Source organism: Streptomyces sp. NRRL B-3229, assembly GCF_000719505.1.
Lineage (GTDB): Bacteria > Actinomycetota > Actinomycetes > Streptomycetales > Streptomycetaceae > Streptomyces > Streptomyces griseorubiginosus.
On sequence record NZ_JOGP01000017.1, the window covers coordinates 1 to 12,329 of the forward strand.

13 protein-coding genes and 1 pseudogene are annotated in these 12,329 nt (G+C 69.6%); 11 read left to right on the forward strand and 3 right to left on the reverse strand.

Features of this window, described 5'->3' with window-relative positions; all coding sequences use genetic code 11:
* Window positions 1–26 precede the first annotated feature (26 nt).
* The 8 genes and pseudogenes from rpmG (at window position 27) to IF54_RS0125400 (ending at window position 7,487) form a co-directional block, all read left to right on the forward strand.
* A complete protein-coding gene (gene rpmG, locus IF54_RS0125365) occupies window positions 27–191 on the forward strand; it encodes a 50S ribosomal protein L33 (RefSeq protein ID WP_030322547.1) in 165 nt (54 codons plus the stop codon).
* A 47-nt stretch (window positions 192–238) separates the two neighbouring features.
* Window positions 239–409, forward strand: a pseudogene (locus IF54_RS41405) (50S ribosomal protein L31); the annotation flags it as partial.
* A 31-nt stretch (window positions 410–440) separates the two neighbouring features.
* Complete coding sequence (gene ykgO / locus IF54_RS0125375) at window positions 441–563, forward strand: type B 50S ribosomal protein L36 (protein ID WP_030322549.1); 123 nt, start codon at window positions 441–443, stop codon at window positions 561–563.
* A 348-nt stretch (window positions 564–911) separates the two neighbouring features.
* Window positions 912–1,655, forward strand: coding sequence for an SDR family NAD(P)-dependent oxidoreductase (locus IF54_RS0125380; RefSeq protein ID WP_030322551.1), 744 nt, complete (start codon window positions 912–914; stop codon window positions 1,653–1,655).
* A 403-nt stretch (window positions 1,656–2,058) separates the two neighbouring features.
* The gene (locus tag IF54_RS39765) at window positions 2,059–3,225 is read left to right on the forward strand and encodes a prolyl oligopeptidase family serine peptidase (RefSeq protein ID WP_234439055.1); all 1,167 of its coding nucleotides are present in this window, start codon (window positions 2,059–2,061) and stop codon (window positions 3,223–3,225) included.
* A 167-nt stretch (window positions 3,226–3,392) separates the two neighbouring features.
* Complete coding sequence (locus IF54_RS0125390) at window positions 3,393–3,632, forward strand: hypothetical protein (protein ID WP_030322559.1); 240 nt, start codon at window positions 3,393–3,395, stop codon at window positions 3,630–3,632.
* Complete coding sequence (locus tag IF54_RS0125395) at window positions 3,632–4,009, forward strand: hypothetical protein (RefSeq protein ID WP_030322560.1); 378 nt, start codon at window positions 3,632–3,634, stop codon at window positions 4,007–4,009. The genes IF54_RS0125390 and IF54_RS0125395 overlap by 1 nt, the downstream gene beginning before the upstream one ends.
* A 511-nt stretch (window positions 4,010–4,520) precedes the next feature.
* Entirely contained in the window at window positions 4,521–7,487 is a 2,967-nt protein-coding gene (locus IF54_RS0125400) for a M36 family metallopeptidase (RefSeq protein ID WP_030322562.1), read from the forward strand.
* Window positions 7,488–7,722: 235 nt separating this feature from the next.
* On the opposite strand, the gene IF54_RS43975 is transcribed toward IF54_RS0125400, so the two are convergent.
* The gene (locus IF54_RS43975) at window positions 7,723–7,851 is read right to left on the reverse strand and encodes a hypothetical protein (protein WP_267884972.1); all 129 of its coding nucleotides are present in this window, start codon (window positions 7,849–7,851) and stop codon (window positions 7,723–7,725) included.
* A gap of 321 nt (window positions 7,852–8,172) precedes the next feature.
* On the opposite strand from IF54_RS43975, the gene IF54_RS0125410 reads away from it, so the two are divergent.
* Complete coding sequence (locus IF54_RS0125410) at window positions 8,173–8,988, forward strand: serine hydrolase domain-containing protein (RefSeq protein WP_037820533.1); 816 nt, start codon at window positions 8,173–8,175, stop codon at window positions 8,986–8,988.
* Window positions 8,989–9,072: 84 nt separating this feature from the next.
* On the opposite strand, the gene IF54_RS0125415 is transcribed toward IF54_RS0125410, so the two are convergent.
* Window positions 9,073–10,347 (reverse strand): ArgE/DapE family deacylase, encoded by a 1,275-nt coding sequence (locus IF54_RS0125415; protein WP_030322567.1) that lies wholly within the window; start codon window positions 10,345–10,347, stop codon window positions 9,073–9,075.
* A gap of 202 nt (window positions 10,348–10,549) precedes the next feature.
* On the opposite strand from IF54_RS0125415, the gene IF54_RS0125420 reads away from it, so the two are divergent.
* Window positions 10,550–10,987, forward strand: coding sequence for an Lrp/AsnC family transcriptional regulator (locus IF54_RS0125420; RefSeq protein ID WP_020140604.1), 438 nt, complete (start codon window positions 10,550–10,552; stop codon window positions 10,985–10,987).
* Between the two features lie 179 nt (window positions 10,988–11,166).
* Complete coding sequence (locus tag IF54_RS0125425) at window positions 11,167–11,595, forward strand: hypothetical protein (protein ID WP_030322570.1); 429 nt, start codon at window positions 11,167–11,169, stop codon at window positions 11,593–11,595.
* A gap of 36 nt (window positions 11,596–11,631) precedes the next feature.
* Here IF54_RS0125425 and IF54_RS0125430 read toward each other — a convergent pair whose 3' ends face one another.
* Window positions 11,632–12,324, reverse strand: coding sequence for an NAD(P)-dependent oxidoreductase (locus IF54_RS0125430; protein ID WP_030322572.1), 693 nt, complete (start codon window positions 12,322–12,324; stop codon window positions 11,632–11,634).
* Between the last annotated feature and the right edge of the window lie 5 nt (window positions 12,325–12,329).

A 12,329-nucleotide genomic window follows, 5' to 3' on the forward strand; every position in this document is an offset into this window, starting at 1 on the left:
GCTCGGTGGTGGTGGAAGGAGTCCTCATGGCACGCAGCACCACGCGTCCCGTCGTCACGCTCAGGTCGACGGCGGGCACCGGCTTCACGTACGTGACGCGGAAGAACCGTCTGTCCGACCCCGACCGGCTGGTCGTGCGCAAGTACGACCCGGTCGCCGGCAAGCACGTTCCGTTCCGCGAGACACGCTGACACAGGCCCCGGTCCAAGGCCGGGGCCCCTTGAAGGAGGCACCACCCATGAGATCCGGCATTCACCCCGCCCTGCGCCCCGTCGTCTTCCGTGACCGCGCGGCAGGCTTCCAGCTGCTCACCCGCTCCACTGTCGCCGCGCAGAGCACGGTGGTGTGGGAGGACGGCATCACGTACCCGGTCGTCGACGTGGACATCTCGTCCGCGAGCCACCCGTTCTCCCCCTGCAAGCCCCGGCAAGGAGGCCGTTATGAAGGTACGCAAGTCCCTGCGCTCGCTGAAGACCAAGCCCGGCGCCCAGGTGGTGCGCAGGCGTGGCGTGACCTTTGTGATCAACAAGAAGGACCCCCGCTTCAAGGCCCGCCAGGGCTGACGTCCTCGCACAGCATCGTCACCGGCCCGGCGCCGCACACGCGGTGCCGGGCCGGGTCGTATGCCGCACGGGATCGCCGTGGCTGAGACGCACGACCTGGCCGGGCAGGTCGTGCGTCTCGACCCTGACGGGCCGGCCTGTTGTCGGGGGCCGTCATTCGTGCCCGGCGATCCTGTAGCCGCGTCCCCCACCTGTGCCCGGGAACGCGACGGGGTGGACCCGGCCCGCCGCACACCAGCAGCTCGGTGCGCCGCGGGTCGTCGTGCAGGACAACGTGCGCATGAACTCCGGTGATGTGATGCCGCTCACAACGTGTCACGGGAGCGACGGGAGCGGTGTCTTGGGGGCATGACCGACACGAAGCAGTCCACAGTCCTGATCACCGGTGCCAACAAGGGTCTGGGCCGCGAGGCCGCCCGCCGCCTCGGAAAGCTGGGGTGGAAGGTGTTCCTCGGCTCCCGGGACGAGGGCCGGGGCCGCGAGGCCGCCGAGAAGCTGGCCGCCGACGGCATCGACGTCGTCCTGGTGCCGCTCGACGTCACCTCGGAGGAGTCCGTGGCGGCCGCGGAGGAACTGGTCCGCACGCACACCGACCGGCTGGACGTCCTGATCAACAACGCCGGCGCGGGCGGCCACGCGATCCACCCCGCGCAGGCGACCGTCGCCGAGGTCCACGCCGTCTACGACACCAACGTCTACGGCCCGATCCGCGTCACCCACGCCTTCCTGCCGCTGTTGCAGGCCGCCGACCACCCGCGGGTGGTGATGGTGTCGAGCGCCGTCGGGGCGTTCTCCGTGGTGACCGATCCGGAGCAGCCGGTCTCGAAGATGCACGAGCTCGCCTACAGCTCCTCCAAGGCGGCGCTGAACATGCTCACCGTCCGCTACGCGCAGGCGTTCCCGGGCATCAAGTTCAACGCCGCCACCCCCGGGGAAGTCGTGAACCGCACCTTCGCAGCCACCGACATGAACAACAACATGGGCCAGCTGACCGTGACCGAGGGCACCGATTCGATCGTTCGCCTGGCGCTGCTGGACCCCGACGGCCCGAGCGGGACCTTCACCGATCGGCTCGGCCCCATCCAGTGGTGATCGCCCGGCGACCCGCGGACAGATCCGCGGGTCGCCGGGCGCGTCGGGGGTCGTGGCAGACAGCTGGATCCGGGTCGCCGTCGTGGGGGACGGCGACCGGACCGATTGGCCGTCGTCCTGGGACAGTTGTGGCGGTGTCAGCCCTGTATGACTCTTGACTATTGCCATCGGCAGAGATCTGGTCGTGTGTGCCCCGGAAATCGGGGTCGACCGTTCGCGCTTCTCGGTGGCGTGCCGCCGAGTTCGGCGCGAGCTGGTCGTGGTGAAGCCTCCGAACCCCCAACAAGGAGTCCGCATGGCACCACGTATCAGCCGTCGCACCGTCCTGGCCGCCGGAGCGGGCGCTGCCGGCCTGTCCCTGCCCGGCGTTGTCGCGTAGGCAGACGACCGTGCGACCACCAGCGTGAGATTCACCCTGAACGCCCAGGTCCTCGACGGGGGAGAGCAGGTCACGTCGCTCACCCTCAGGACCTCCCGGCTCGGCCCGGTCGACCCGGCCGGACTGACCACCGGCACCTTCAGCGTGCACGCCAAAGCCACCAGCCCGTTTCCCGTCGCCCCCGACGACATCATCTTCGGCGAGTACGACGTCGACCGAGCGGTGACCGCCGTTCGGCTCGACCATCGCGGCGACATCGTGCTCGAACTGAGCCACGGCGAGGGCCAGACCGGGGGCGGCACGCTCGGCTACCTCGCGCGCGCGGGCCGCAACGTGATGCTCGACCTCGTCTACACCCTCACTCAGCACGCCCCGATACCCTTACGCAACCACCGGACGATCGTCATCGACGACTTCGTTCAGGACCCGCGATTGTCGGACCCCGAGGTGGACGCCTTCAGCTCGCGCGTCTCCGGCTCGGGAATGAAGTACCGGCTGTACTCGCCCACCGCCCCGCACCCTTCCCGGAACAAGAAGCGCCCGCTGATCGTGTGGCTGCATGGCGGAGGCGAGGGCGCCTCACTGCCCAACCACTACTACGACAACGAGACCACCCTGCGCGCCAACCGCGGCGCCCTGGGCTTCGCCACCCCCGAGGCGCAGCGCATCTTCGACGGCGCCTACGTCCTCGCCCCGCAGAGCACCTCGTACTGGATGGAGGACGGCCCCCGCTTCGCCCCGCTCATCCACGAGATCATCAGCGACGTCACCCGCCGCAACCACGTCGACCGCGACCGGATCTACATCGCCGGATGCAGCAACGGCGGCTACATGAGTCTGAAGATGACCACGGTCTACCCCACGCTGTTCGCCGCATCGGTTCCGGTCTGCGGTGTCGTCGCCTCGTTCCCGCCCGGCGGTGCACCCCTGATCCCCGACAGCGACCTGGCCCGGATCAGTACCCCCACCTGGCTCGTCGCCTCACGCGACGACACGACCGTGGACCCGCAGGTCAACACTGCGCACGCGCACGACACGATCCCCGGCTCACTGATGACGCTCTACGACCACGTCGTGTGGAACGGCCGCCAGTTCGACGGCCACTGGTCATGGATCTACGTCGCCCGCAACGACCCCAGCATGAACGGAACCCACGTCTGGCAGTGGATGGCAGCACGGCGCCGTCACTGACGGGTCGGCCGGGTTCGTCGTCGCGGACAGCAACCTCCCGCGCCGCTCAGTGTCATCCGGGTGCCCGTTCCCGCGCTTCCTCCGGGGAGCGCGGTCGCGGGATCGTGACGGGTGGCGCACGCCGCATGCCGTTCTCCTATCCGGTACCTAGTAGGTACCATCCGGGTATGCCATCCCTGAACGTGTCCTTCACCGACGAGGAACTCGAAGGCGTGCGCGCCGCAGCCGCCGCCGAGGGCAAGAGCCTCAAGCAGTACCTGCACGACCTCGGTGTCCGGGAGATGCAGCGCAAGCAGTTCATCGCGGGAGCGAGCAGCTGGTCCGACCGGCTGCGCGACGAGTTCGACGACGCCTTCCCCGACGAGGTGCCTCCGTCCCAGCGCCCCGGCGGGAGCGCCGCGGCCTGATGCACCTGTACGTCGACGTCTCCTGGCTCCTCGATGTCCAGGAGGCCGCGCTCGGCTCCGAGGACATGTCGGTCACCGACTATTCCGCTCTCGTCGCCGCCGTGGCCCGGCACAAGACCAAGCTGCCCACACTCCAGGCAGCGGACCCCGACGCCGCCTGGCGGGCAGCCGCCCTCATGCACACCATCGTGCGCCTGGAGCCGCTTCCGCACCGCAACAGCCTCTACGCAGCGTTCATCGCCGCCCAGTACATGGACCAGTCCGGTGAGGGAATCGACCCGCCCTACGGTGCCCTGTCCGACCTCGTGCGAAAGATCCGAGACACCGGCCTGCGCGTACCTGAGGTCGCCGACCGGCTCCGCACCTGGAAGATCTGAGGGCACGCTCGATCGGGACCTCCTCCTGGCTGAATCCTGTCGTCGGACAAGCCCTGTTCTCCCCGGAGCGGATGGACCTGCGGATGGACCTTTGGTCTCCGTAACGGAATCGGGTTCGGGGACCAACGCCACCCGTCCTCGCCTTCAGCTCGCCTGACTCGGCACCGCGTTCGGCCCATTGCCGACCGGGGCGAAGCGCAACCGCACCGCCGCGGGCTACCGGACTCGAACCTGCTCAGACCGACACAGGTCACAATCTCGAGGATTGAAGCGGATTTCCCACCACGCCTTTGCCCGCGGCGGCTGACCACAGCTTACCGACAGCGGCACAACCGGCAGACGGGCAGAGCGAGTCGGCAGGGCGGATCGGCGGGGTCGGCGACCTGTGCACCTTCTGTGAAACTTGAAGTTTCAGGCTTACTCGTGAGACGCAAGTGATGACAGGGTCAGGAGTGATCAACTCGGCTGCCCCGTGCAGCCGTTGGACTCCTCACCCCCCACGAGGCGTGACATGGCGAGAGCCGACCTGCGCAGAACGCGCACCACCATATTCGCGGCGACGGCCGGCCTTGCGCTGACCGTCGCCATCCTCCCTGGCACCGCGAACGCGGCCTCGGACGACCCAATGCCCCCCGCCGACACCGGTACCCCGGCGGCCCGGACGCCCGCCGTCCCCTCCCAGCAGACCCTGATCCGTCGTGACGCCCGGCTCGCGAAGGCCGAACAGCGCCCTGGTGTAAGGAAGTTGCGCAGCCGGCTCGGCGCCCAGGGCGTGCTGGAGCTGGACCCGACCACCGGCACTGCACGCCAGGTGGCCAAGCTGGACGGGTACCTGACGTCAGCCAGTGACGGCAGCCCCGAGGACATCGTCCGGGACTACCTGCGAGCCCATCCAGACGTCTTCGGCCTGACCGACGCCCAGGTCCACGATCTGACGTTGCGCAAGCAGTACACCGATGTCGCCGGCATACGTCACCTGTCGTTCGTCCAGTCGGTCGACGGCGTGCCGGTCTTCGGCAACGGCGTCAAGGCGAACGTCTCTCGCGATGGACGGTTGGTCAGCGTGCTCGGCGCCCCGGTGACGAAGCTGCCGTCGACGCTGGCCCGGGCCCGGGTCAGCGGAACGCAGGCCCGGGACAACGCCGTCCGTGACATCGCGGGAGAAAAGGCCGGCGGCAGCGCGCCCACCGACACCGCCAAGCAGGTCGTCTATCCGGTTCCCGGCGGCACCGCTCGCCGCGCCTGGCAGACGGTGACCTCGCCGGACGGCCACGGCATGTGGCTGCACGTCGTCGACGCCGTGAGCGGCCGGGTCCTGTACCGGCAGGACCTGTCCTCCGATCTGACCGCTTCACCGGCCGGGACGTCCGCTGCCGGTCAGCCCCTGTCCGACGCCGACGCCGACGCCGACGCCGACGCCGACGCCGCAGCCGCAGCCGCGTCCGCTCCCGCGTCCAGCGGCAAGGTACTGGTCTGGGACCGTTACCCGGGCGCCCCGGTGGGCGGCAAACAGCGCACCCGGAACCTGACCGCCAAGGGCTGGCTCCCCAAGAACGCCAAGACCCTCGACGGCCGCATCGCGCACGTCTACAGCGACGTCAACGACAACAACAAGGCGGACAAGGGCGAGGAGGTCGCCCCGACGGCGAGCGGGACGTTCGCCTTCCCGTTCAAACCCTTCACCGGCAAGGGCTGCGACGATCCGCTGCCCTGCTCCTGGAACCAGAAGAAGCCGAACTCCTGGAAGACCAACCGCAAGCAGAACGCCGCGCAGGTCTACTACTACCTCGGCACCTTCCACGACCACCTGCAAGCCCCCCCGATCGGCTTCACCCGCGAGGCCGGCAACTTCGACGGACGTGACGGGGACGCCGTACAGGCGAACACCGACGACGGCGCGGCGATCAACAACGGGCTGCCGGACGGGGACCACCTGAACAACGCCAACATGGGCACACCGCCGGACGGCCGGCCGCCCGTGATGCAGATGTACCTGACCGGCGCCGAGTCCGGTGGCATCCTCCAGGGCAACTGGGGAGACGACGCCGCCACCGTCTACCACGAGTACACGCACGGCCTGTCCAACCGGCTCGTCGTCGACGCCGACGGTCTTTCGACCCTCACCGGCGGGCAGTCCGTGGCCATGGGCGAGGCGTGGAGCGACTGGTACGCACTGGACTTCCTGGTCAACCAGAAGACGCTGAAGGACAGTCCGCACAAGGACGGCGACGTCGCCCTCGACCCGCCGCACTGGACGGACCAATACCCCTCACGCAGCCAGGCGTTGGACTGCCGGGTGGGGTCGAAGTCGGCCAAGTGCCCGGGGACGAAGAACGCGGGCTCCGGCGGGTACACGTACGGCGACTACGGGAAGATCGGCCCCGACGGTCCCGAATCGCACTATGACGGGGAGATCTGGAGCGAGACGCTCTGGGACCTGCGCGACGTGCTCGGCAGCAAGCTCACCGAATCGCTGCTGACCCGGGCGATGGAGGTGTCGCCCGCCACCCCGTCCTTCCTCGACGAGCGCAACGCCATCCTGGAGGCCGACACCGTGGTCAACGGCGGCCGGGCCCGCACGGCCATCTGGAAGGTCTTCGCACACCGGGGGATGGGGTACTTCGCCGCGGCTCTCTCCAGTGACGACGCCCAGCCCGACGAGGACTTCTCCCTGCCGCCCGGCCCGGGCACCCCGCGGGTCACGCTCACCGGCAAGGTCTCCGACGACATGACCGGCGCCCCCTTGAGCGGGGTCACGGTGAGCGTCAGCGGCCACAACTCCGGCTTCCCCGGTGCCGACCTCTCCGCCGTGACCAGTGGGGACGGTTCCTACGCGATCCCGGGAGTCCCCGAGGGCACGTACCGGAAGGTGTACGCGAGCGGCAACGGCTACGAGCCGAAGGTCAACACGGTCGAGGTCAAGTCCGGCTCTGCCGGCGCCGACTGGTCGCTGACCCGCGACTGGGCGGCCTCCTCCGGTGGCGCCGCGATCACCGACTTCAACGGTTCCGACGCCAGTGACTTCGGCTGCGGGCCCGGCAGCCTGATCGACACGTCGTCCGCGGTGTGGGGCTCGGACGCCAACGGCGGCTCCAACGGCACCGGGGTCGACCCGATCCACGGCACGATCAAGCTGCCGGAGGCCGTGGACATCGGGGGGCTTCTCATCGACCCGACAGCCGGTTGCGGGGACGACACCACCGCGTCCCTCGGCGACTACCGGATCGACACCTCTTCCGACGGCACCACCTGGACCACCGCCGCCGAGGGCCACTTCAAGCCCGCCGACACCGGCCGGCAGAACGCCGTCACCCTCAAGGACGGCACCGGCCAGAACGTCCAGTACGTCCGACTGAACATGCTCGGCAACCAGGCCGCCGAAAACGGCGTGGACTGCGCGAAGGACTCCGGCCCCTCGGGCTGCCGATACCTCGACGCGACCGAACTCGTCGTCCACGGCGCACCGCACCAAGGCTGACGAGCCGCACTCAGGAGCCGGGGGCGGCCTTCTTTCGACGGAAGGCCGCCCCCGTGCCATCGGCCACCATCGCGGCACGCCCCGGCTCCAGGCCGCCAGAGTGAGCAGGGGCGCACTCGCGACGGGGCTCTTCGTCCCAGCCCCGGCGCGCGCCGATCTCGGCACGATCACTGGAACCCCGCGGGATCCCTCGTGCAGACCGGCCTCATGCTGCCGCCTGGCTGAGCCTTCGCCCTTACGGGGCGGCCTGGTTGCCGGTCGCGGGATCAACGAGGTGATAGGTGCCGCGGGCGCCCGGCACCCCGGCCGCGGCCTCCAGTACCCGGTCGCGGTCATCGGTCGGCATCGGCTCCGATACAGCCACGCGCGGGATCATCGCCGCTCCCGTTTCAGTGGTGTTGATTCAGGCCGTCGTAGGCAGGCTCTCAGAGCGTGACCTCGTTTGAACTATGAAACGCGGATTCGTCCGACCCTGCCGCCGTGGGCTGGATGCCGTTCGAAAATGGGTGACTGCCCGAACGAGGGGCCCTGTTGAGGCACTGAACGGAGACCGTGTGAACCACCCCTGCATCAAGCCATCACTCACAGCATTACCGTCGCCATTCGCCTGCGGCACCATCGCGTACGTCTGCGCAGTGTCGCCGCGGGAGATGTGAGGGCCGCCGTGCGACGCATACCGACCTGCGTGTTCACCCACACAGGCCCGCCGACCTTCAGCAACGGTCACGCCGCGGACCGCTTCGTGGAGATCGGCTCGCTCACCAAAGTTGTCACGGGCACCGCGCTGGCCCGTCTGGCCGCCTCCGGGGTGCTGTCGCTCGACGACCCCGTGGAGCGGTGGCTTCCCGCGGCTCCAGGGACAGGGATCACGCTTCTGCACCTCGCCCGGCACACCTCGGGCCTCCCACGTCTGCCACCCGGACGGCACTCCCGCCGTGACCCGTACGCCTCGTTCGACCGCCGAGCGTTGGACCAGCTGCTGTCCCGACTCGACACGCTCGCCACGCGCCCTGCCGGCACGGAGGAGGAGTACTCCAACCTTGGCTACGCCGTGCTCGGCGCGGCCCTGACGGTCGCTTCGGGGATGACGTACGAGGAGCTTGTGACCGCTTACGTCCTGCGGCCGCTCGGCATCACGGAGGTGGCCGTCAACCCCGACCCCGGCCGACGGCTCCCGACCCCCGGACTCCTGGGCCGACCCCGCCGGCCGTGGACGATGGACGGCGCGATCCTGCCTGCGGGAGGCCTGTGGGCAACTCCCCGTGCGGCGGCCGACCTCGTAGTCCGGCTTCTGGTGGAGCGTCGGCTGGGAGACCCCGCACCGAGCTGGCAGACGTCCGGCCCCTTGCTGTGGCACAACGGGGCGACACGTCACGCCTCCCTCTTCGCCGGAGCGACGGACGACGGACGCTGGGTGCTGACACACCGCCTGAACGCGGCACCGGTGGACACGGACCGAGCGGGGATCGAGATACTCCGGGCAGGCGCCGCCTCCGAGTAGGGGCGTCCATCGCCCGCGTCCCGCACCTCCCGGTGCGGACCCACCCGGCTGTGAGCAACCGGCAGGGGACGGGGCCGGCGGCTCCTACCTGGTACCCACCGTGCGCAGTGCGGCGAGCACCAACGCCCGGGTGACCGTGACGACTTCGCTCACGCGGACGCGTTCCTGGGGGCCGTGTGCGAGGTGCACCTCGCCGGGGCCGTACTGCAAGGTGGGGATGCCCGCCCCGGAGTACAGCCGCAGGTCACTGCCGTACGGTGCGCCTCGCTCGGCAGGGCGGGGGCCGCCGGTGACCTCGGCGTGCGCGGCGGCGACCTGTGCGGCAAGGGGATGCCCGGTCGGCAGGCGTCCGCTGGCGAACTGCCCGCCGGGCCACGTCACCGTGGCGGGGTGGGTGCGCAGCCAGGGGTCGGCCTCGCAGGCCTCGGCCACGCACGCCTCCAGTTCGGTGCGTGCCTGAGCCGGGTCCTCGTCCAGCCGGACGCCCAGTCTTCCTTCGGCGACCAGCAGGTCGGGGACGCTGCTGGCCCAGTCGCCGGAATGGACGGTGCCGACGGACAGCGGGTAGGGGACGGGGTACTCGGACATGAGCGGGTCGGCGCCGGCATTGCGGCGGGTTTCCAGGTGGGCGAGCGCACGGTGGATGGGCAGGTAGGCGTCGATGGCGCTCACTCCTGCGTATCGGGTGCTGCCGTGGGTGGCCCGGCCGGGTACCTGGATGCGAAAGGTCAGGGCGCCGGCATTCGCGGTCATGAGCGCTCCGGCCGTCGGTTCGGTGATGATGCAGGCGTCACCGCGGTGACCGCGCTGAAGGGTGCCGAACGCGCCGAGTCCGCCGTCCTCTTCGCTGACCACGAAGTGCGCCGACACCTGTCCCCGCAGCCTTGCGCCCGCCTCCCGTATCGCGGCCAGGGCGGCGAGTATCGCCACCGTCCCCGCCTTCATGTCGCACGCTCCCCTTGCGTGCACCACGTCCCCGGTGACCCGCGGACGGAACGGGTCGCCCTCCCATCGCGCCAGGTCCCCGGGCGGGACGACGTCGACATGCCCCTGGAGGACCAGGGTGGGTCCGTCGCCCTGGGGCCGTGTGCCGCCCACCAGGCCCCACGCCTCCGTGCGTGCGGCCTCGCTGCCGGGAAAGTCGGGCTGGGCACGCAGCTCGGGCAGGTTCATGGACCACAGGTCCACATCGAGGTCCATCCGCTCCAGGTGGCGGGCCAAAACGTGCTGAAGCTCGGACTCCGCGGCGCTCCCCGTCACGCTCGGAATCGCGAGAAGTTCCAGCAGCAACCGGGCGATGGCGGCCTCGTCCACCGCGGCCAGGGCCGAGGCTTCCACGTCGCTCAGAATTGCTGTCATCAACACTGCTCCCGGCACGTGACATCAGGACAAGCCGGAGACTATGTTCGGCGCACTGCGCAAGCAATCGCCATTTGCTGCTGTCTGCCGTGGCTTTCTTGCAATGTCATCGGGTCAATGGCGGATTATTGCGCGCCTCGCCCCCGTCCCTGTCTCCGCCGCGCCCTGGCGAGGCAGCAGCCTCTGACCCTGGAGCGAAGTCATGGACGCCATCGATGAAGCGATCGTCCGCTGCGTGGTGCACAACGCACGAGCCACGTACGCCGAGATCGGCACCGCGGCCGGGCTGTCCGCGTCGGCCGCAAAACGGCGTCTCGACCGCCTGGTGGCCACCGGCGCGATCCGGGGTTTCACCGCCCTCATCGACCCTCAGGCATTGGCCTGGAACACCGAGGCATTCGTCGAGGTCTTCTGCACCGGCAATCCCACCCCCGCCGAACTGTGCCAAGCCCTGAAGGACATCCCCGAGGTCGTCGAAGCGTGCACCGTCTCCGGCGCCGCCGACGCAGTCGTGCACATGCTCGCCAGAGACATCCCCCACCTGGAACGTGCCATCCAACGCGTCCGCTCCACAGCTCCCGTCCAACGGACCGAGAGCGCCATCGTCCTCTCCCGGCTGCTGAACCGGCCTCGCGTGTGAGGGGAGCCGGGCACGGGGGCCCTCGAGTGCTGTTTCCTGAGGGGACTGCCACGGAGCCGTTCAGTCCGTGTACGGGTTCGGTAACCGGTGCCGGTGGCCTACAACGCCGGACGGGTGAGGACGGTCAGTTCTTCCGTGGTCGACAGCTGTTGGAGCAGTCGACGAAACGGGGGATCGACATGAACATCATTCAGCGTGCCGCAGCGGTCGGAGCGGTCGCGGCCGCGGTGATCGGCGCCATGGGGGCTGTCGCGCCGCAGGCGGGGGCGGCCACGCCACTGGCGAAGTACAACGGTGTCTGCGGGGCGGGCTACACGGTGGCCGACTCCTCACCGGTCGGTACGGCGGGCACGGTCTACCTGACGTACAACCCGTCGACCGGGAAGGACTGCGTGGTCACCGTGCGCGCCCGTACCGGCACCGCTGTCTCCATGCTGGCGGCGGTCACGGACGCCCAGGACGTGGACCCCGAGTTCGATGAGGGTTCCTACAAGAGCTACGCCGGTCCGGTGTACATCGGCCACCCCGGGCACTGCGTGAGCTACTGGGGACGGATCTCCGACCAGAGCGGCGGAGCGAACAACGTGCACTGCGCACCCCTGACGTAGTCACCCGGATCAGGCCGGTCGAGCTGTCGCTGCCGCTCACTTCTTCCGCACACCCTCCTGCCAGATCAGCTTGACGATGTTCGGCTTCACCGCGGTGGTGATGACGCCCATCGCCGTGCGGACGTACTGGCCTTCCGCCAGCTCGCGCAGCATGCTCGCGGCGAGGTCGGCACGTGCGGTGAAGACACCGTCAGCGCTGGTCTCGCGGGCGTGGTAGTCCGTGACGTGAGGATGCTCGAAGAGGCCCGACGGCCTGACGAGGGTCCAGTCGAGGTCCGTCCCACGGATCACGGCCTCCATGCGGCGCATGTCCTCGTGGAGGGTGCGGCCGAGACGCCGGTTCACCAGCGGGTCGAGCACATGGTTGAAGAAGTGCGCGCCGGTGGGGCGCCAGTTCGGGTCGGCGATGCTCGAACTGACGGCGAGCAACCGCTTGATGCCGTGGCGGCTCATCGCCCCGGTGATGACCGTGGCACTCGCCGAGTACAAGCTGATGGGCTCCTTGCTGAAGCGCGCGCCCAGGGCCGACAGGACGGCGTCCGTCCCGCCGACCGCGGCCTCGACGGCTGCCGGATCGGTGGCGTCGGCGACGGCCACGGTGAGGCCGGGTCGTGGCGTGAGGGAGCCGGGGCGGCGCGTCACGGCGACGCCCTCGTGGCCGGTGGAGAGGGCCTGCTCGGTGAGGTGGCGGCCGGTCGGTCCGTTGGCGCCGAAGACTGCGATACGCATGGTGT

What these genes read in the sequence shown, in the direction of transcription:
- rpmG (WP_030322547.1), top strand. Translation starts at nt 27, where the DNA reads ATGGCACGCAGCACCACGCGTCCCGTCGTCACGCTCAGGTCGACGGCG.
- ykgO (WP_030322549.1), top strand. Translation starts at nt 441, where the DNA reads ATGAAGGTACGCAAGTCCCTGCGCTCGCTGAAGACCAAGCCCGGCGCC.
- IF54_RS0125380 (WP_030322551.1), top strand. Translation starts at nt 912, where the DNA reads ATGACCGACACGAAGCAGTCCACAGTCCTGATCACCGGTGCCAACAAG.
- IF54_RS0125390 (WP_030322559.1), top strand. Translation starts at nt 3,393, where the DNA reads ATGCCATCCCTGAACGTGTCCTTCACCGACGAGGAACTCGAAGGCGTG.
- IF54_RS0125395 (WP_030322560.1), top strand. Translation starts at nt 3,632, where the DNA reads ATGCACCTGTACGTCGACGTCTCCTGGCTCCTCGATGTCCAGGAGGCC.
- IF54_RS0125400 (WP_030322562.1), top strand. Translation starts at nt 4,521, where the DNA reads ATGGCGAGAGCCGACCTGCGCAGAACGCGCACCACCATATTCGCGGCG.
- IF54_RS0125415 (WP_030322567.1), bottom strand. Translation starts at nt 10,347, where the DNA reads ATGACAGCAATTCTGAGCGACGTGGAAGCCTCGGCCCTGGCCGCGGTG.
- IF54_RS0125420 (WP_020140604.1), top strand. Translation starts at nt 10,550, where the DNA reads ATGGACGCCATCGATGAAGCGATCGTCCGCTGCGTGGTGCACAACGCA.
- IF54_RS0125425 (WP_030322570.1), top strand. Translation starts at nt 11,167, where the DNA reads ATGAACATCATTCAGCGTGCCGCAGCGGTCGGAGCGGTCGCGGCCGCG.
- IF54_RS0125430 (WP_030322572.1), bottom strand. Translation starts at nt 12,324, where the DNA reads ATGCGTATCGCAGTCTTCGGCGCCAACGGACCGACCGGCCGCCACCTC.